The organism is Ruminococcus sp. OM06-36AC, from assembly GCF_003438725.1.
Classification (GTDB): Bacteria; Bacillota; Clostridia; order Oscillospirales; family Ruminococcaceae; genus Ruminococcus_C; species Ruminococcus_C callidus.
The window spans coordinates 31,756-51,634 of the sequence record NZ_QSTT01000009.1; the positions used below are offsets into that span (position 1 = coordinate 31,756).

The window sequence follows — 19,879 nt, forward strand, 5'->3', positions numbered from 1 at the left end:
ATATGCGAAAAAGTGGTATTTTGATGCACATTTCCAGTTTGCCGTCAGAATTCGGCATCGGAAAGCTGGGCGATTCCGCCTATATGTTTGCCAATTTCCTGCGGGACTGCGGGGTGCAGGTGTGGCAGATCCTGCCGCTGTCGCCGACCAGCTACGGCGATTCCCCGTACCAGTCTTTTTCCGTCCACGCCGGAAATCCTTATTTCATTGATTTCCAGCGGCTGGAAAAGCAGGGCTATCTGGCACCGCCGGATTACGAGGACATTGTCTGGGGCGAAGACCCGCGTCGGGTAGACTATGCCCGCGTGTATAATTATTGTTTCCACGTGCTGCGGACGGCGTTTTCCCGCTTCCGGAAAGAGGATAAAGCCTATCTGGAATTCTGCGAAGCCCAGAAGTACTGGCTGCCGGACTATGCCCTGTTTATGGCGTTGAAAGATGCCCATGACGGCAAGCCGTGGTATCAGTGGGAAAAGCCGCTGGCAATGCGGGAACCGAAGGCACTGGAAAAGGCAAAGGAAACCTATGCGGAACAGATCAGCTTCTACACTGTGCTGCAATTCTGGTTCTATCAGCAGTGGGGTCAGCTGAAAGCGTACTGCAACCAGAATGGCATTTCCATTGTCGGCGATATTCCCATTTACGTGGCATATGACAGCGTTGATGTGTGGGTGAATCCGGAACTGTTCCTGCTGGACAAGACCAGAACGCCCATCGATGTGGCAGGCTGTCCGCCGGACGTGTTCTCGCCTACCGGTCAGCTGTGGGGCAACCCGCTGTATGACTGGAAGTATCATCAGAAAACCGGTTTTGCATGGTGGATCCAGCGGCTGAAAAGTGCATCCACACTGTACAACACCGTGCGTATCGACCACTTCCGCGGCTTCGAAAGCTTTTATGCGATCCCCTACGGCAAAAAAACTGCCGAGGTGGGCGAGTGGCGTAAGGGCCCGGGTATGGCTCTGTTCCAAGCTGTCAGGGAAGCACTGGGCGACCTGTCGATCATTGCGGAAGATCTGGGCTTTGTGACACCGGAAGTGCGGAAGCTGCTGGAGGATTCCGGCTATCCGGGCATGAAAGTATTACAGTTTGCCTTTGACGATGATCCCAAGAGCACCTATCTGCCCCAGAACTACACCACGACCAACTGCGTTGCCTATACGGGCACGCATGATAATATGACGCTCCGCGGCTGGATCCACGGCTCGCCGGCAAAGACCATTGCCTTTGCGAAGCGGTATCTCCACTGCCGGAGTTCCAACGACCTGCCGGCTGCCATTCTGCGGCTGACATGGAGCAGCACGGCAAACCTCGCCGTGGCACAGATGCAGGACTTTCTGGACGCAGGTCCGGAGGGCCGCATGAATACGCCGTCCACGACCGGCGGCAACTGGCAGTATCGGACACTGACCAGCGATTTCAACCCCAGACTGGCAAAGCGGATCTACCAGCTGAATGAACTGTTCAACCGTCTGCCGGAAGAATCCCTGCAAAAGCCGGTGTCCAAAAAGCGGCAGAAAGCAGCGGCAAAAGCAGCAGCTAAGGCGGCTGCCGGAACGAAACCTATGGAGAAAAAGGAGAAGAAGTCATGATGAAGAAAGAAGCGTTGAAAACCGGTATCCTGAACGCCCTCCACGGCGTAGACCCGAAAACCGCCACCCCGCAGCAGCTGCATCAGGCACTGGGCGAAACTGTCATGGAAGCCATTGCACCGGATTGGAAAAAGAGCATGGACGCTCACGAACACAGCCGCCGTGCCTGCTATTTCTCTATGGAATTTCTGGTGGGACGTGCCGTGTACAACAACCTGCTGGTGCTGGACGTGATGCAGGAGGCAGAGGAAGCCTTTGCAGAACTGGGCGTTTCCCTGTCTGATCTGGAAGTGATCGAAGATGCAGCACTGGGCAACGGCGGTCTGGGCAGACTGGCTGCATGCTTTTTGGACAGTGCGGCAACACTGGATCTGCCGCTGGATGGCTATGGCATTCGCTATAAGTACGGTCTGTTCAAGCAGTACTTCGAGGACGGCTGCCAGAAGGAAGTGCCGGATGATTGGATGCGTTACGGTGATGCGTGGTCTGTCCGTCGGGAAGAAGATGCCGTGCTGGTAGAATTTGCAGGACAGACCGTTCGTGCCGTGCCCTATGACATGCCGGTCATCGGCTGCAAGACCAAGCACATCGGCAATCTGCGGCTGTGGCAGGCAGAGCCGGTGCACACCTTTGACTTCGACCTGTTCAACCAGCAGAAGTATCTGGAAGCTGCGGCAGAAACCGTGTATGCAGAGGACATTTCACGGGTGCTGTACCCCAACGATGACACATGGGAGGGTAAGAAGCTGCGTCTGAAACAGCAGTATTTCTTCTGTGCCGCATCTTTGCAGGACATTCTGAAAAAGCATAAGGCTGCCTATGGCACGCTGGACAATCTGGCAGACAAGCTGGCGATCCAGCTGAACGATACCCATCCGGTCATCTCTGTACCGGAACTGGTGCGTCAGCTGATGCTGCCGGAAAACGGCTATACATTCGAGCAGGCGTTCGGCATGGCACGGCAGATCTTCCACTACACCAATCATACCGTTATGCCGGAAGCACTGGAAAAATGGGACTGCAATCTGGTGCAGCAGCTGCTGCCGGCAGTCTATGACATCATTCTGCGAATCGAGGAACAGTTCATGACCGAGATGTACCAGAAGGGTGTGGACAAGGCACAGGCAAACCGCATGAAGCTGGTGCAGGACGGCATGGTGCACATGGCACGGATAGCAGTGTACGCTTCGGCACACACCAACGGCGTTGCGGCAATCCATACCGAAATTCTGAAGGATTCCGTGCTGAAAGACTGGTATCAGGTTTATCCGGAACGGTTCCAGAACAAGACCAACGGCATCACCCAGCGTCGCTGGCTGGCTCTGTGCAATCCGGAACTGTCCGGTCTGCTGACCGAACTGCTGGGTTCTGATAACTGGAAGATTCATCTGGACGACCTGAAGCAGCTGGAACGCTACGCCGACGATACCGCTGTACTGGAGCGTTTTCTGGCAATCAAGCAGACCAAGAAGGAACAGCTTGCTGCATATATCGCAGAAAAAGAGGGCGTACAGATCAACCCGCAGTCGATTTTCGACATTCAGATCAAGCGGCTGCATGAATATAAGCGTCAGCTGCTGAATGCGTTCTCCATTCTGTATCTGTACTTCGGACTGAAAGACGGCAGCATTGCGGACATTACACCGGTGACATTCCTGTTCGGTGCGAAGTCTGCTCCGGGCTATCGCCGTGCCAAGGCGATCATCAAGTTTATCCACGAAGTGGCAAAGCTGGTGGAAGCAGATCCGCTGGTTTCGCAGAAGATCAAGGTGGTATTCGTTTCCAACTACAACGTTTCCTATGCGGAAAAGCTGGTAGCTGCGGCAGACGTTTCTGAGCAGATCTCCACCGCCGGCACAGAGGCTTCCGGCACCGGCAACATGAAGCTGATGCTCAACGGTGCAGTGACACTGGGTACCTATGACGGTGCCAACATCGAGATCGTGGAAGAAGCCGGCGAGGAAAACAACTACATCTTTGGTGCAAAGGTAGAGGAACTGGAACAGATCATGCCGACCTACGACAGCCGGAAGCTGTTCTCCGAGAACGAAAAGATTCGCCGCGTGGTAGAAACCCTGATCGACGGCACCTGCTGCGACGGCGGCAGCGGCGATTTCCGCGAACTGTACTATTCTCTGCTGGACGGTGCCAGCTGGCATGCACCGGATAACTACTATCTGCTGGGCGATCTGGAATCCTATGTGGCTGCAAAGCTTCGCTGCAACGGCGACTATACAGATCGTATGGCATTTGCCAAGAAGCAGTGGCTGAATATCTGCAACGCCGGCAAGTTCAGTTCCGACCGCACCATTGCAGACTATGCAGAAAACATCTGGAACATTCAGGCAGTCACAGTAGACTGATCGGTACGGCATTCTGGGAGGTGCTGTAAATGGGCGGCGTGATCTCATTTTTCATTTTTCTCCTGCTGGGCATTCTGGATACCGTTTTTGCAGTGAAGCTGAATCTGTCGCCGTGGAAGTTCCTGCTGGCGGGAAACCCGCGGCTTCCGGACGGCACGCGGCTGTATGATATGGAATGCTTTCAGCGGGCGGCGGGCATGCTCTGTGCCATTTATGCCGGTGTCTTCTACATGACGGCACTGTTTGTTCTGCTGACACAGATTCTGTGCGTGATGCCCAATGCACTGATGGCAGGCATGCTGTATATCCACGGGGCAGTGCTGACAATGACAGCATTCGGTCTGCTGGCGTATTTGGACAGCTCTTGTCAGGTGCAGCCGCAGACGGAAAAACTGTCAGAGTAAAATCACATCAAAAAACAAAAAACGCTATGGTACGCAAAGTACCATAGCGTTTTTGTTTTAGGGCAATACCGCACAAAAATCTGCACGCAGATTGCGTGCAAAGCCGTCAGGCGGGCTTTGTGCGGTGTTGCCTTAGGCTAAAGTAAACTCAATCCATTTTCTTGCCGCAGGAGCCGCAGAACTGGCTGTCCAGCGGGTTCATGGCACCGCAGTGCGGGCAGAACTTCACGGTAGAAGAATCATCGGTCTTGGGAGCATGGCTTTCGCCGGACATTTCGGTGTAGCGGAGTTCCGGTTCAGCCGGTGCATTGTCCGGAGCCTGCGGAGCAGGTGCTTCCGGTGCGGGAGCATCGGGGACAGGTGCACTGACGGCAGCAGCCTTTTTCTTTTTGGACTTGACTGCCGCGTTGGTGCAGATGCCGATCACCGTAAAGAGTACGCCATATGCCGCCGGAATCAGCGTTGCCAGAGCGACCGGTTTCAGCAGTATCGGCAGCCCTGCCTTGGAGAAGATCAGTGCATCTGGTATGTGGAACGCCTCCACCAGCAGCAGGGTGACACCACTTGCCGCCAGTACCAGCAGACCGGGAATTGCCACTGCCAGACCGTAGGCGGTGAACATTCTGCCCTTGTGCCAGTGCTTTTTCACTGCCAGCACCAGCCACAGCACGAAGCATGCCACTGTCAGCACACCAAAGGCGATCATGCCGGACAGATTGCACAGCTGCCGTGTCAGGAATTTGCCGAAGCCGGAACCGATCGTGTGCTGCAGCATGCTGTTCCAGCCGTTGAGGTCGTCGCCCATGGTCCAGTTCAGGGATTTCCGGTCAGCTTCCGCAAAGACCACATGGGTTTCCTTTGTCAGCTTGCTGCCCAGTTCCTCCTGCAACAAGTCCGCCACATCGTCCGGCTGTAACTGCGGCAGTTCGGAGTTGTCGCCGGTCATGTATGTACTCAGGTCGTCCAGATAGTCACAGAGGAACTGATTGCACTCCGGCATGGTCACCAGCTTTTCGGCATATTCCTCTGTCAGATTGGGAGTGTCCCAGAAGTACCAGTCATACAGGCACTTGCCAATGGGCTGCTCCTTTCCGTGGTCGGAAAGCTGTATCTGGGACAAGTCCATTTTCGCTATTGCCGCGGACAGTGTTTTCTGGGGCAGTACGCTGTTTAAGATCGAACTGCACAAAAAGCAGATGCCGAAGAGCAGCGTCAGCAGAAACAGCAGGATCGAACCGAAAACGGCTCCGGCCCGTGTGGGCTGCTTCTGTTTCTTTTCCTTTTTGGGAACTGCCTCGGCTTCGGCAGTCGTGTTGGATCTTTCTTTTGCCATGTCCATTCCTCCTGTTCGGCAGCACCGCATAAGCAGCACTATGGAATTGTTTTGTTTCTATGAAAAAATTATAGCATACAAAACTGCCTCGAATGTGTATTTTCTGAAAATTTTAGGGTAATACCGCACAATCTTTGTGCGGTATTGCCTTAACATCATGCAAACATCTCCCAGCCGCGAATCCGTTCCCGCATCTCGTCAATGCCCAGCACCCCGCAGGCGAACCCCTTTTTCACCAGTTCTTCCGGCAGGTACTCGTCGTACTTTTCAAAGACAGGTACTTCGTTGGGGTAGACCAGTTCCATCGGATCCAGCGGCTTGCGTTCCTGTTCCAGCAGCACGCGGAAAAAAGTCCGCTTGTCCGCCTGCATTTTGAACTGGATAAAATAGGGACGGGAGGGTGCCAGTCCGGTCAGCTTCAGAGCACCGGCACAGCGGCACTTGAGAAACCGTTCCATTGCCAGAAAGGCATACGATCCCAGCCACGGAAACAGGCACCACATGTCACCGCCCAGACAGATCAGCGGCTCCTCTGTGACACCGGAGTTCCGAGCCACATGCCGTGCCAGCTGTAGGCGGGATACGGCATTTTTCATCAGATAGGGATAGGATTTCTGTTCCTGCAATACCAGCCGCATGCGTTCCAGTATCTTCGTGTGAATATCGCCGGGGCATTCGCCGAAGTAGGCGGGAACTTTTCCCTTGACCTGTTCGCAGTACACCGTGTGCCGCTGGTGATCCACTTCTTCCACCACCCAGACGTGACCGGCAATGGCGATCTTTTCCCCAGCCGGCGGGGGCTGTACAATGGTGCCCAGTTCCTGCGAGTTCCAGCGGACAGTGTATTCCTCGTTTTCCTGAAAGACGGCGTAGAACTTGTAGGAACTGGTGAGCCGTTCGCCGGCAATGCCCACGATCAGGCCGCCGGTTTCCGTGCGTTCTATGTGGTCGATTTCCAGCAGGTGCCGCAGCAGCAGCTTGAAGTCCTCCTGTGAAACGCGGTGGAAATAGCTGAGTGTCAGCACGCGGGAAGCCAGAGCCGCCGGTGTCAGCTCACCGCAGGAGGCGAGCGTGCACATGGTCTGGTGATACAGCAGGCTGTAGGGCAGCCGATCCAGTCGGGGCGGCTCTACCCAGCGTTCCTCCAGATAGACCTGTACCAAAGCGATGCCCTGTAACAGCTTCCATGGGATCGTGGTGGGCAGCAGGGCACGTGGCTCCGGCGGTTCCTCCCGCATGACGAACCACATCTCCGGCGGCAGGTCACGCCGTCCGGTACGTCCCATACGCTGCAAAAAAGAGGACACCGTAAAAGGAGCATCGATCTGGAACGCCCGTTCCAGCCTGCCGATGTCAATGCCCAGTTCCAGCGTGGCAGTGGTGACGGTCGTCAGGAAGGAATCCTCGTCTTTCATTGCCTCCTCTGCTGTTTCCCGATAGGCAGAGGACAGATTCCCGTGGTGAATGAGAAAGCGATCCGGCTCGTGTTTGACCTCGCAGTATTGCCGGAGCGTAGTGGTGACGGCTTCGCACTCCTCGCGGGAGTTGACGAAGATCAGACACTTCTTTCCGCGGGTGTGCTCGAAAATATACCCCATGCCGGGGTCTGCATAGTCCGGAGCCGTGTCGGTTTTCGGGGCGAGTTCCGGCAATGCCTGTGCCGGCGGATTGTCCTCGGCAGCCTGTCGATCCTGCACATAGAAATGTTCCATAGACAGCCGCCAGCGAACGCCCTTGGACTGGATACGGGGAATCACCGTTCCTCTGCCGGTGCCGGCGGCGAGGAATTTGCCGGTAGCTTCCAGATCGCCAATGGTGGCAGAAAGCCCGATGCGGCGGGGATTGACACCAGCCATGCGGCAGAGCCGTTCAATCAGGCAGATGGTCTGCCCGCCGCGGTCGCCACGCATCAGGGAGTGCACCTCATCAATGACGATAAACCGCAGATCGTGGAACAGCTTGGTAATGGCAGCGTGCTTGTGCAGCAGCATTGCCTCCAGCGACTCCGGCGTAATTTGTAAGATGCCGGAGGGGTGCTTCATCATCTTGGCTTTGTGGGACTGGGAAACGTCACCGTGCCAGTGCCAGACGGGAATGTCTGCTTCGGCACAGAGGTCGTTCAGCCGGAGAAACTGGTCGTTGATGAGGGCTTTTAGCGGGCCAATGTAAATTGCCCCTACCGAAGTGGGCGGGTTCTCGGAAAACAGGGTGAGAATGGGAAAAAATGCCGCCTCAGTCTTGCCGGAGGCAGTGGAGGCGGACAGCAGGACATTTTCGTCTGTGTGGAAAATGGCATCGCCCGCAGCCACCTGAATGGCACGGAGCGATTCCCAGTCGTTCTGGTAGATGAAATCCTGAATAAACGGAGCATAGCGTTCAAAAATAGACATGGAAAAACCTCTTGGGGAACCACGGAATAAAGCTTGTGCGGTATTGCCTTAAATGTCAAACTCTGCAAATTCCGGTGCAACGCTCTGATCGCCCTCCGGCTGTGCCGCGGCGTAGGAGAACTGGTCGGACTGTAAGAGTTCTGCCACATGCATCTGCGGGTTCTGGAAAATGATGTCCAGCAGTTCGATAAAGTCCCGAATCACCTCGCGGGGCGTGATGTGGGAATCTGCCCCGATCCTGCCGAATTCGATCTGCAAAAACAGGATACGATCTTCCTGTGTCAGCGTAGGCGTATACCCGAACAGCTGGGCATGAATTTCCGTCAGCTTTTCTGTCAGCACTAGCAATTCCTCATTGGTCAGGGCGTTCAGATGGATCACCGGAGCCAGCATATCCCGCATGCCTTCCTGTGCAAAACGTCCCTCTGCCAGACGGGAACGGAGAGCCTCATAGCTGTACACGCCGCGGCGTGTGTCCTCGATGCACTGGGGTGTACCGCCCATGATGATGCCCAGATACTGTGCCTTGCCCTGCATGGTATCATTGTACATGGTGAGGATCTTTTCATAGTTGTACTGGCGGGTAATGCTGTGGGGAACTTTGTAGATGTTCACCAGTTCGTCGATCAGCACCAGCATGCCGCTGTAGCCGGCTTTTTTCAGGAACATGGCGAACAGCTTGATATACTCGTACCAGTCGTCGTCGGTGATAATGATGTTCACGCCCAGTTCTGCCCTGGCTTCGGTCTTGGTATTGTATTCCCCGCGGAACCACTTGACCACCTTTGCCTTGCATTCATCGTCGCCCTCCCGGTAGGCGTTGTAGTACAGCGTCAGCAGTCTGGCAAAGTCGAACCCGTGCACCATTTCATGCAGTGCTCCGATGACTTCGTAAATTTTTCGTTCCACGGCTTTCCGAAACTGGGGGGCGTTGGTGTCCAGACCGGATTCCGCGGCAGTTTCGCTCTGGACGTTGCTGATCCAGCGATCCAGAATCAGCGTCAGTGCACCGCCGTCAGGACGTGTCTTGGTGGACATGTTCCGAATCAACTCTTTATAGGTTGCCAGCCCCTGCCCCTTGGTGCCCTGTAACCGTCGCTCGGGGGAGAGGTCGGCATCTACGACAACGAAATTCCTGTCCATGACATAGCTGCGAATGGTCTGGAGCAGAAAGCTTTTGCCGCTGCCGTACTTGCCTACGATAAACCGGAACGATGCTCCGCCGTCTGCGATAATGTCCACATCGTGGAGCAGGGCGTTGATCTCCTGTTCTCTGCCTACGGTGATGTAGGGCAGACCGATTCGCGGCACAACGCCGCCTTTCAGGGAATTGATGATCGCCGAAGCGATTCGCTTGGGTATTTTCATGATAACGATCCTTTCTGAAACGGACTGTATGGGCATATTGACAATGAAACAAGCCTCCCCATGAGCCTCCCCTGAAAGGGGTGACTCCCCACGGGGTGGGGAGATGCCCGCAGGGCAGAGGGGACCGCTCAGTACGAGGGGGACCAGCGAAGCTGGTGGAGGGGTTTCCTTAGTTCTACGGAAAGAACCTCTCTCACCCCAGCAACGCCCGCAGCTCCTCCACATAATCCTCGATCAGTTCCGGCTGGTCGTCGTCGAATAAAATGACCGTGTCGCCGAAGTCATCGAATAACGTTTCGTTGATGTGGTCTACCAGCACCGAGAGCATCACGCCGCCTTGCCGGAGCAGGTCTGCATAGGGCTGGTGTTCCAGCAGACAGTGCAGGAACGCCCGTTCGGTTTCGCTGAGCCGTGTATCTGCGGCAGGTGTTTCTGGTGCAGCCGGTTCTGCCGGTGTTGTTTCCGGAACCGGCAGTTCCGGAGCAGGCTTTGGAGCAGCTTGCAGTTCCGGTTCTTCCTCGGTGTCCACCAGCAGCTTGTTCCGTGTGACCTCTGCCGCCTGCCGGATCCCTGCCAGACGGGACAGGTCGAATTCCACTTTCGGAACGGCGTTCTTTTTCCGTTCGTCCAGAAATGCCGCCAGAGTTTTGTCCAGCACCTGCTGGAGATATTTCGGCAGTTCCGTTTCTTTTATGGGGTGGGGATACTGCACCAGCTGCCGCAGTTTCTGGTCAATGGTCTTGACAAAACAGCCCAGCCGTTTCTTTCCCTTTTCCGCATCGAAATAGGCTTCGCATGTCCACTTGCCGCTGCGGCAGCGGTAAATATGATACGGCGATAAAACATAGTCGCAGTTTCTCTCCGGATCGGTTTCAAAAAACGTGGCATAGTTGAACATGTGGTAGGGGAGCAGCCCCTTTTTTCCGAACAGGTATTCCAGATAGTCGCTCTTTTTCCGGTTCCGGAAGTAGTCGCACATCTGGCGGAAACAGTAGGGCACTGCCTGTTCGATCAGTTCCGTCTGCTCTCTGTAAAACTTGGAACGCTGGAGCCCGTAGCCGGACAAGTCGGAAATCGCCTGAAACAGTTCTGCATCTGTGTGTGTTTCTGCCTCCTGCACCGTCTGAAAGCTTTTGTCGAACCGTGCTTCCGCGGCGTAGTCCTCAGAGAGTTCCGGCAAAAGAGCCTGATTCAGTCCGTAGTAAATGATGTAGTCATGGAGCCATATCGAGAAATAGGGGAAGCGGCATTCCGGCGAAACTGCGGTATAGTCCTGCCGGAACTGCTGTAACATGCGGAATCCGGTTTCCGGATCTGGTACGCCGATCTGGTGCAGCAGCTCATAGCAGTAGAGTTCCGCGTAGCTGGGAGAAGTGCTTTCCACAATGCCCTGCCGCACTTTGGTTCGCCATGTGAAATAGGTGCGAAGCTGTCGGTCGTTCATGTCCCGATAACAGGGATAGCAGGAGGAAAAAGAAGCCTGTTCAGAAAAATCGTCGGTGAAATCCTCCAGCAGCTTTGCCTGCTGATAGAACAGCTGTCTGTAACTATAATGGTATTCTGCCGGATTCCGCATCAGTCGCTTGGCTTCCACCAGCGGTCTGGGCAGAAGCCGCTGCATTTGTGATGCCGTCTGTAGGATCGGCTCGTCGTGATACTCCTGCCGGAGCCGGTCTGCAACATACTTCAGCTTGGGATTGTCTAAAATTTCCTGAATCAAATCTTGTACATCTTCCAGATTTGCCATGCAGTTTCGCCCTTTCTTGATACGGCTGTATTACTTTCAATATACCATATTTTATCGGAAAAGTCAAACGTCACAGCCGCCGCAATGGGAAATCGCTGATGTTTCTCTGAAATTGACATATACTATCGATAATGTGTCGGATACGTTCTCTGCTGATCGCAGGGACGGAGAGCGGATTCCGATAATGATTATTCCGGAAAACCGGAGAGGGCACAGCGTACCAGAGCATATTCCCATAAAAAGCATAAGCCAAAAAGCGTTTACACAAAAGAATAAAAAGAGTTTTGGAAAAATTATAGAAAAAGAAATCACTTTGTGGTATACTAAAAACGTTCGGGCTTATTTACAAGCACAAAACTGTCGAAAGACGAGGAGGCTCTATATGAGAAAAGTACAGTTTACGGAAACCGTTTTGCGTGATGCAAACCAATCTCTCATGGCAACCCGTCTGCCTTATGCAGACTATGCAGACATTCTGCCTGCAATGGACAAGGCAGGGTATTATTCCATTGAGTGCTGGGGCGGTGCGACCTTTGACTCTTGTTTGCGGTATCTGAACGAAGACCCGTGGGAACGGCTGCGGAATCTCCGGAAGAACCTGCCCAACAACAAGCTGCAGATGCTGCTGCGTGGACAGAACCTGTTGGGATATAAGCACTATCATGATGACGTTGTGGAAAAGTTCATCGAACTGTCCATCAAGAACGGTATCGACATTATCCGGATCTTCGATGCACTCAATGACTTCCGCAACTGCGAAACCGCGTTGAATGCGACCATGAAGTATGCCACCAAGAACACCATTGCCTCTGGCTGTATCTGCTATACCCAGAGTCCGGTGCACACCGTCGAAAAGTATGTGGAAATGTGCAAGGAGCTCAAGCGTATGGGATTCCAGACCATCTGCCTGAAGGATATGGCTGGCACCATGACTCCGTATGAAGCAGAACACCTCATCAAGGGTATCAAGGACGCAGTCGGCGACATGCCGCTGATCCTCCACACCCACAGCACCACCGGTATGGCATATATGACTTTGACCAAGGCAATCGAGTCCGGCATCGATGTGATCGACACCGCGACTTCCTGCTTCTCCGGCGGTACTTCGCAGCCGTCTACAGAAACCATGTTCTATGCCTGCCAGCAGTACGGCATTGAAACCGGTCTGGACGAAAAGATCCTGAACGAAGTCAACGACTACTTCAAGCCGATCAAGCAGAAGTATATCGACAACGGTCAGATCAACCCCAAGAGCCTCGGCACCGATGCACAGGCTCTGGTATACAAGGTACCAGGCGGCATGCTGTCCAACATGATCGCAAACCTCACCGATATGAAGGCAATGGACAAGTTTGATGCTGCACTGGCAGAGATCCCGCAGGTTCGTGCTGATATGGGTTATCCGCCGCTGGTAACACCGCTGTCCCAGATGGTGGGCAATCAGGCAGTGACCAACGTTCTGGTAGGCGAACGCTATCGCCAGATCTCCAAGGAGATCCAGAACTATATCAAGGGCGAATATGGTATCGCTCCGGCTCCGATCAGCGAAGAACTCCAGAAAAAGGTACTGGGCGAGGGCGGCAAGCCGGTTGACTGCCGTATCGAGGACCAGAAGCGTACCGGACAGGAATTCGAAGATGCCAAGAAGGCACTGGGCGATCTGGCACGTTCGGAAGAAGATATTATGAGCTATATCTGCTATCCGGATCAGACCATGAAATTCCTGGAAGCCCGCAAGGCACAGGAGGAAAACGAAGCCGTTTATACCATTGAGGCGATGTAAGGAGGAACAGCTATGCCATTAAATGTGATGAGTGCATCAGATATGGGCATTGGCGAAGCAGGTCTGACCGCGATTTTCGGTTATGTTGTGGTATTCGTCGGACTGCTCCTGTTGATGGTCGTACTGTATATCATGGGTGCTGTGTTCAAGTCGAAGGCAAAGAAAGCGGAAGCACTGAAGGCTGCGGAACAGGCTGCTGCTCCGGCAGAAGCACCGGCAGCTGAGCCGGAAAAGCCCCTTGCTCCCGGTTCTGCCGGTCACGTCAAGCGGTTTGACGTTCCGGATAAGGAAGCCGCTATGATCATGGCAATTGTTGCCGATCAGCTGAAAAAGCCCTTGAATGAACTGCACTTCGTTTCCATTAAGGAGGTCAAAGAGGATGAAGTATAAAGTTACACTGAACCAGAAAGTTTATGAAGTAGAAGTAGAAGCAGGAAAGGCTGTGCTGCTGGACGAATATGAGGCTTGTGCACCGGCTCCGGCTGCTGCTCCTGCCGCAGAAGCTGCTCCGGCTGCCGCTGCTGCTCCTGCACCGGCTCCGGCGGCAAAGGTAGACCTGAAGGCTGGCGAACCGGTAAAATCTCCGATGCCCGGCAACATTATCCGTGTCGAGGTCAAGGAGGGCGATCAGATCAAGGCTGGACAGCTGCTGGTCGTTCTGGAAGCCATGAAAATGGAAAACGAGATTCTGGCACCTCACGATGGTACGGTTGCACAGGTCATTGTTTCTAAGGGCTCTACGGTAGAAACCGATTCTCCGCTGATCGTGCTGGCGTAAAGGAGGGGTATTCATGAACATGCTTGAAACCCTTCAGAATCTTCTGAACGATTCCGGTTTCGTCAGCTTCTTTGCTGACGGCGGCTGGAAAAACCTTGTGATGATCGCGGTATCCTGCCTGCTGCTGTATCTGGGCATCAAAAAGCAGTTCGAACCGCTTCTGCTGGTAGGTATCGCATTCGGCTGCCTGCTGGTCAATGTATCCAACTTCTTCATAGACGGTGCAAGCTCGTCCAACGCCCTGTACCACCCCGAATTGTGGAGTGCGTTTCTGGAAGAAGGCGGAGAATACTACCACAGCTATGGGCACATCATGGCGAACGGCGGACTGCTGGATATTTTGTATATCGGCGTCAAGTCCGGTCTGTATCCGTCCCTGATCTTCCTGGGCATCGGTGCTATGACTGACTTTGGCCCGCTGCTGTCCAGCCCGAAGAACCTGCTGCTGGGTGCAGCTGCACAGATGGGTGTTTTCCTGGCGTTCTTTGGTGCAGTTTGCCTGGGCTTTGACGGCAATCAGGCAGCATCCATCGGTATCATCGGCGGTGCAGACGGCCCGACAGCAATCTTCCTGACCAGTAAGCTGGCTCCGGAACTCCTGGGACCGATCGCTATCGCTGCATACTCTTATATGGCACTGATCCCGATGATCCAGCCGCCTCTGATGAAGCTGCTGACCACTGAAAAGGAACGGAAAGTCAAGATGGAAATGACTCGTCAGGTTTCCAAGACCGAGAAGATCATTTTCCCGATCGTCGTTGCTCTGGTGGTTATCCTGCTGCTGCCGTCCACCGCTCCGCTGATCGGCTGCCTGATGCTGGGGAACCTGTGGCGGGAATGCGGCGTGACAGAGCGTCTGTCTGATACCGTACAGAACGCCCTGATGAACATCGTTACCGTATTCCTCGGTATCTCCGTTGGTGCAACTACGGTTGCTTCTTCCTTCCTGACCCTGGATACCCTGAAGATCGTGGTTCTGGGTCTGCTGGCATTCTGCTTCTCTACAGTCGGCGGTCTGCTGGGCGGCAAGGTGATGTATATCGTCAGCGGCGGTAAGGTCAATCCGCTGATCGGTTCTGCCGGTGTATCCGCAGTGCCGATGGCTGCCCGTGTTTCCCAGAAGGTTGGTCAGAAGGCAAACCCGTCCAACTTCCTGCTGATGCACGCCATGGGTCCGAACGTAGCCGGCGTTATCGGCTCTGCAATTGCAGCCGGTTTCCTGCTTGCTGTATTCAAGTAAGTTTCACATCTCATATCGTATATAACAAACGCCCGATACAGGCACGTTGTGGCTTGTATCGGGCGTTTCTCTATCTCGCAGGGAAAGGGTACTGGTGTTCCGTAAAATCGGTTCTGACAGGCTTTCTGCGGCTTCTGAACGGTCGGTGTGTTGGTGGAAGTCTGACTGCTTACGGGGAACAGCCGTTTTCAGACAAACAAAAATCCCCGCAGACAATGGACTGCGAGGAACAATGCGATTATTTCATTGTTATACATACGAAGATTTGTAGCTACTCCTGAAACAGGAGCACGTCACCCCTGTGGTGACGGCTGATCTCAAGAAGATGTATTGTGAAATCGAAAAAATAAGTTCTAGTAAATCAGTTTATACAGGTTGGGGAAAAGTGCAAGGTATTCGCTCAGCTTGGTACGCTTGCTGGAACCCGGATCGTTGATGATAAAGTTTTCTGCGGAGAATGTGGTGCCCTTGGAACCGGTATAGCCGGTAACCAATACGTAGTGCTGGCTGCCGTCGGATTTTTTTGCACCGATGACAACCGGTTTGTTGCTCAACAGCTTGTCATAGATCTTCTGCATTACGCTCTGTGAAATGGTGCCGCTGGCATTGTCTACGGTGTAGCCCAGCTTTGTGCAGGATGACCAGATCAGGTTGTCACTGCTGTAAGTCAACTTGGATACCATTTTGTCCGGTGTGGTGTTGGTGTTGGTCTGGTAAGAATACTTCATTGCCAGAGCTGTTGTCACACAGCCGACCTTGCCAATCGTGGAATAATTGATGACCTTGTTGCTCCATTTGGAGTCGAACTGCTTGTAGTCTACCACATTCAGCTGTACCGGTGCATGTCCGGTTTCGGTGAGAACACCGGTCGTCGGATCAAAATAGCTGGAGGAATCTCCAATGGTGATCCAGCCGGTTCGCATTGCAAAGGTGGACGGATCAAAATAATAGGTTTTGTCGCCGATAACGGTCACACCGGAAGCCGCTGTACCGTCAGCGTTCAGATAAATCTTGGAACTGTCCTTGGTAGTCCAGCCAGTCAGTGCCTTGCCGTTTGTCGGATTGAAGCAATACAGCTTGCCATTTACAGTCTGCCAGTCTGTCAGCAGAATGCCCTTTGCATTGAATCCGTAGATCCCGCCGTCAATGGTCTGGATTCCGGTTGCTGCACCGGAGGTGGTGAGGTACATGGTACCGTTTTCTGTTTCCAGCCAGCCTGTGCGGAGATACGCTTCATCCGGATCGAAGTAATACTGTACACCGTTGACGGTGATCCAGCCGGTCTGCAAAGCACCGGTCTGTTCGTTGAAGTAGTAATACTTATCGTTGATCTGCTGAATGCCGGTCTGTACAGCACCATTGGCATCGGTATAGTAGGTGATGCCGTCTATGGCACAAACACCAGTCAAAGCGTAGCCTTGTGCATCGAAGCAATGATTCTTGCCGTCGATGCTGACCATTCCCTTGGCGAGTACGCCGTCGGCATCTGCCCACATCTTGCCGGAATCCGTATCGATCCAGCCGGTCTTCAGCTTCTTGTCGTCACCGAAGTAATACTCCTTGCCGTCGATCGTATATCTTCCGGTTACGGCTCCCTTGTCTGCTGTCAGGTAGTAGGTACCGTTTTCGGTGACTGCCCAGCCGGTTGCCGTTGAAGCATCTGTGTTGTAGAAGTACAGCGAACCGTCTGCATAAGAAACCCAGCCGGTGACTGCACAGCCGTATTCGTCAAAGGTGTACGGGATACCGTCAATGGTCTGGACACCAGTCAGCTTGCCGGCAGTTTTATCGATATAGTACATCGCATTCTGATAATCCATCCAGCCGAATACCGGCTGTCCGACCTCTGCACTATAATAATACCGCTTGCCGTCTACGGTCTGCCAGCCAGTTCGGAGTGCACCGTCAGAAGCAAATAAATAAGTATAGCCGTCGTTCAGTGTGGTTTCGTCCTGTGCACAGCTGCCGTCGCTGTAGTAATAATAAAGGCTGTCATCGTCAGATACATACCAGCCGCTTTCAGTGATCTGATCTGCTTCACAGCTTCCTGTCAGGACACGGTTGCCGCTGTCTGTTACAATAAAGCTGTTCAGATGCCGGATGCTGTCCTGTATATCATACTCTTCTGCTGCTGCGGAAATTGTGCCGATCATCAGAGAAGCGAGCAGTCCGCCGGCTGCAGCAAAGAGAAGTTTGCGCATCGGTTGCGCCATTGGTTTCACGTCCTTTCGTGTCAGGGAACTGCCGCCTGTAAGGCGGTGTTTCCTTTTGGGCGATCGCTGTTTCCATTTTGCAATCGCTGTCGTCTGCGTTCGTATGCAATCGACAAAATTTTTCTGCCGATTGTAATCGATTTGTCATGAATCCACTATTTATTATACCGATGTTTTGGGGTGCTGTCAATCGATTTGCCGTCTTGTTCGAAAAAACTGTCGAATTTTCGGCACACTGTACAAAAAGTTTCTGCTGCACTCGCCCATTCTGCACAATTTTTTCGATGATTTTATTCCTGATATTGGCAATTACAAAATGAAATGTTGGTAACAAAACGGAATCAGGAGCCTGCCGGCGGCGTTCAGCGGGGGAGAACGACGGTGGGCGGCGTGCTGATCGCACGGTAATATTCCGGCCTTCTGTCGCGGAATACGCCCCAGCTCATACGCATTTCTTCCAGCTCGTCCAAGTCGTATGTCTGCATAGCAATGCCGGCTTCGTCCCGTCCCAGCTGCTGTAAAACTGCACCGGTGCCGTCGGTCAGGAACGAGGTGCCGTAGAACGACAGAGAGGAGGTCTGCTGCTGGTTCTCCTCATCGGGGGTGATGTGCTCCGTGCCGATGCGGTTGGCAGCGATCACCGGCATCAGGTTTGCGGCGGCATGTCCCTGCATGCAACGCTGCCAGTGGGGAGCACTGTCCACCTCCAGAATCGGCTCCGAGCCGATTGCCGTGGGGTAGAACAGCAGTTCTGCACCGGCGAGAGCCATGCAGCGGGCAGCCTCCGGAAACCACTGATCCCAGCAGATGCCCACGCCGATTCTGGCATAGCGGGTGTTCCAGACTTTGAAGCCGGTGTCGCCGGGGGTGAAGTAGAACTTTTCCTGATAGAAATGGTCGTCCGGAATGTGTGTCTTCCGGTAGATGCCCAGCACCGAGCCGTCAGCGTCAATGATCGCAATGGAATTGTACAGGGCAGTGCCGGCTTTTTCGTAGAAGCTGACGGGGAGAACTACCTGCAATTCCGCAGCGACTTTTCGCAGCTGTGCAATGGCAGGATTTTCCGCCGGCGTGGTTGCCAGTTCATAGGAGGCGTACCGCCGTTCCTGACAGAAGTAAGGGGTTTCGAACAGTTCCGGCAGCAGAATGATCTGTGCCCCGTTTCCGGCTGCCTGCCGTACCATCGCTTCGGCAGTGCGGCGGTTTTCGGCGGCATCGGGAGAGCATGCCATTTGAATGGCTGCAACAGTGACTTTACGCATAAATAGAACTCCTTCCTAAGGGAATCTGCTGTGTGATACAGTGGATATTGCCGCCGCCCAGCAAAATTTCTCTGGCGGCAATGGGAACGATCGTCCGGTTCGGGAACTGGGCAGACAAAATTTCACAGGCGGTCTTGTCCATGGGGTCGCCGAACTGCGGAACCAGAACGCTGTCGTTGGCAATGTAAAAGTTGACATAGGAGGCAGCCAGCCGTTCGCCTGCGGTTCTGGTGGGTTCGCCGTCCCAGAGGTCTAACTCGCTGCATTCCTCCTGTGTAATGCAGACCGGCTCCTGCGGAATGGGCAGCAGTGTCACTTCCAGCTTTCTGCCCTTGGCATCGGTCTGCTGTGCCAGATAGTCGGCACAGGCTTTTGAAAGGGCATACTGAGGGTCGTTCTGGTTGTCCGTCCACGCAAGCACTACTTTTCCGGCGGCAGTGAACGCACAGACGTTGTCCACATGCTCGTTGGTTTCGTCGCCGTAAATGCCGCGGGGCAGCCACAGGACTTTTTGGGCACCCAGCATGGAGCAGAGCTTTTCCTCGATCTCCGCCTTGGTCATGTCCGGATTTCTGCCGGCACTGCACAGGCAGCTTTCTGTGGTGAGAATCGTTCCCTCGCCGTCGCTGTGAATGCTGCCGCCTTCCAGAATGAAATCACGGCTGTCATAGCAGTCGGCACGGTACAGGTCGCAGACTTTTCTTGCCGCATGGTTGTCCTTGTCCCACGGAAAATACAGCCCGTCCACCAGACCGCCCCACGCGTTGAAGCCCCAGTCGATGCCGCGGACAGTGCCCTCGGCATTGCGGACGAAAGTGGGGCAGACATCTCTTGCCCAGGAGTCGTCGGTTTCCATTTCCACAAGGCGGACTTCCGGCGGCAGCATTGCCCGTGCGGTTTCGTACTGTTCCGGAGCCACCAGCATGGTGACTTCTTCGGAACGGGCAATGGCTGCGGCAACTGCCGCAAAGGCTTTTCGTGCCGGCCAGCCGCCGCTTCGCCAGGAATCTCCCCGTGTAGGCCAGATCAGCAGACAGCCGGCGTGCCGGTCGAACTCCGCCGGCATGCAGAACCCGTCTGTGCGGGGTGTCGTATGTAAAATGTGCATGATAGGATTCCTTTCTTTTTCAATCAGCTTTTCCACAGGCTGTTTGATTTTTGTGGAAAGCTGTCCTGTAATGACTGTTTTCATTATAGCATACTTTTTTTGGGAATGCAATCGAATTCTATGGGCGGTTTTTCACGAGATTGTGGAATTGCTGTAGAGGGTGTGGCGATTCCAAGGAAACGCAGATCTTTTCGGCAGAATTCCGCGTATGCTGTGGAAAATCCGGTGTATAATCTGCCGCAGATGTGGAATCGTAAAGACAACACCGCACGAAGCGATCCTGCGGTGAAAAATGCGG

General features: G+C 54.0%; 14 protein-coding genes. 7 read left to right on the plus strand and 7 right to left on the minus strand.

All coding sequences use genetic code 11. The features are described 5' to 3' along the window. Positions 1 to 2 precede the first annotated feature (2 nt). Genes malQ through DXB92_RS07850 form a run of 3 tightly spaced genes read left to right on the plus strand, consistent with a single transcriptional unit; the run spans position 3 to position 4,359 of the window. Complete coding sequence (malQ, locus tag DXB92_RS07840) at positions 3 to 1,592, plus strand: 4-alpha-glucanotransferase (protein WP_117733441.1); 1,590 nt, start codon at positions 3 to 5, stop codon at positions 1,590 to 1,592. Beyond that, positions 1,592 to 3,955 (plus strand): glycogen/starch/alpha-glucan phosphorylase, encoded by a 2,364-nt coding sequence (locus tag DXB92_RS07845; protein ID WP_117733473.1) that lies wholly within the window; start codon positions 1,592 to 1,594, stop codon positions 3,953 to 3,955. Before malQ ends, DXB92_RS07845 begins: the two co-directional genes overlap by 1 nt. Positions 3,956 to 3,984: 29 nt before the next feature. Continuing rightward, positions 3,985 to 4,359: a hypothetical protein gene (locus DXB92_RS07850; protein WP_117733442.1), complete on the plus strand. Its 375-nt coding sequence runs from the start codon at positions 3,985 to 3,987 to the stop codon at positions 4,357 to 4,359. A 148-nt stretch (positions 4,360 to 4,507) separates the two neighbouring features. On the opposite strand, the gene DXB92_RS07855 is transcribed toward DXB92_RS07850, so the two are convergent. The 4 genes from DXB92_RS07855 to DXB92_RS07870 form a co-directional block, all read right to left on the minus strand. Next, positions 4,508 to 5,692, minus strand: a complete 1,185-nt coding sequence (locus DXB92_RS07855; protein ID WP_181976975.1) for a zinc ribbon domain-containing protein — start codon at positions 5,690 to 5,692, stop codon at positions 4,508 to 4,510. Between the two features lie 155 nt (positions 5,693 to 5,847). Next, positions 5,848 to 8,082, minus strand: coding sequence for a DEAD/DEAH box helicase (locus tag DXB92_RS07860; protein WP_117733444.1), 2,235 nt, complete (start codon positions 8,080 to 8,082; stop codon positions 5,848 to 5,850). Between the two features lie 48 nt (positions 8,083 to 8,130). Continuing rightward, positions 8,131 to 9,450, minus strand: coding sequence for an ATP-binding protein (locus tag DXB92_RS07865; protein WP_117733445.1), 1,320 nt, complete (start codon positions 9,448 to 9,450; stop codon positions 8,131 to 8,133). A 193-nt stretch (positions 9,451 to 9,643) separates the two neighbouring features. Then, the gene (locus tag DXB92_RS07870; protein ID WP_117733446.1) at positions 9,644 to 11,197 is read right to left on the minus strand and encodes a TerB N-terminal domain-containing protein; all 1,554 of its coding nucleotides are present in this window, start codon (positions 11,195 to 11,197) and stop codon (positions 9,644 to 9,646) included. 382 nt (positions 11,198 to 11,579) lie between these two features. Here DXB92_RS07870 and DXB92_RS07875 point away from each other — a divergent pair, with 382 nt between their 5' ends. Genes DXB92_RS07875 through DXB92_RS07890 form a run of 4 tightly spaced genes read left to right on the plus strand, consistent with a single transcriptional unit; the run spans position 11,580 to position 14,998 of the window. Beyond that, positions 11,580 to 12,980, plus strand: coding sequence for a pyruvate carboxylase subunit B (locus DXB92_RS07875; protein ID WP_021682997.1), 1,401 nt, complete (start codon positions 11,580 to 11,582; stop codon positions 12,978 to 12,980). Positions 12,981 to 12,992: 12 nt separating this feature from the next. Further along, entirely contained in the window at positions 12,993 to 13,370 is a 378-nt protein-coding gene (locus tag DXB92_RS07880) for an OadG family transporter subunit (protein WP_021682998.1), read from the plus strand. Then, positions 13,360 to 13,758 carry a biotin/lipoyl-containing protein gene (locus DXB92_RS07885; RefSeq protein WP_021682999.1) on the plus strand — a complete coding sequence of 133 codons (399 nt, stop codon included), beginning with the start codon at positions 13,360 to 13,362 and terminating at the stop codon, positions 13,756 to 13,758. The genes DXB92_RS07880 and DXB92_RS07885 overlap by 11 nt, the downstream gene beginning before the upstream one ends. 13 nt (positions 13,759 to 13,771) lie before the next feature. After that, a complete protein-coding gene (locus DXB92_RS07890; protein WP_117733447.1) occupies positions 13,772 to 14,998 on the plus strand; it encodes a sodium ion-translocating decarboxylase subunit beta in 1,227 nt (408 codons plus the stop codon). Positions 14,999 to 15,351: 353 nt separating this feature from the next. Here the strand turns inward: DXB92_RS07890 and DXB92_RS07895 are convergent, their stop codons facing one another. The 3 genes from DXB92_RS07895 to aguA all read right to left on the minus strand — a co-directional run bounded on the left by DXB92_RS07895 (position 15,352) and on the right by aguA (position 19,581). Next, entirely contained in the window at positions 15,352 to 17,211 is a 1,860-nt protein-coding gene (locus DXB92_RS07895) for a C39 family peptidase (RefSeq protein ID WP_117733448.1), read from the minus strand. Positions 17,212 to 17,573: 362 nt separating this feature from the next. Beyond that, a complete protein-coding gene (aguB, locus tag DXB92_RS07900) occupies positions 17,574 to 18,473 on the minus strand; it encodes an N-carbamoylputrescine amidase (RefSeq protein WP_021683004.1) in 900 nt (299 codons plus the stop codon). Beyond that, entirely contained in the window at positions 18,466 to 19,581 is a 1,116-nt protein-coding gene (gene aguA / locus DXB92_RS07905) for an agmatine deiminase (protein WP_117733474.1), read from the minus strand. Before aguA ends, aguB begins: the two co-directional genes overlap by 8 nt. Between the last annotated feature and the right edge of the window lie 298 nt (positions 19,582 to 19,879).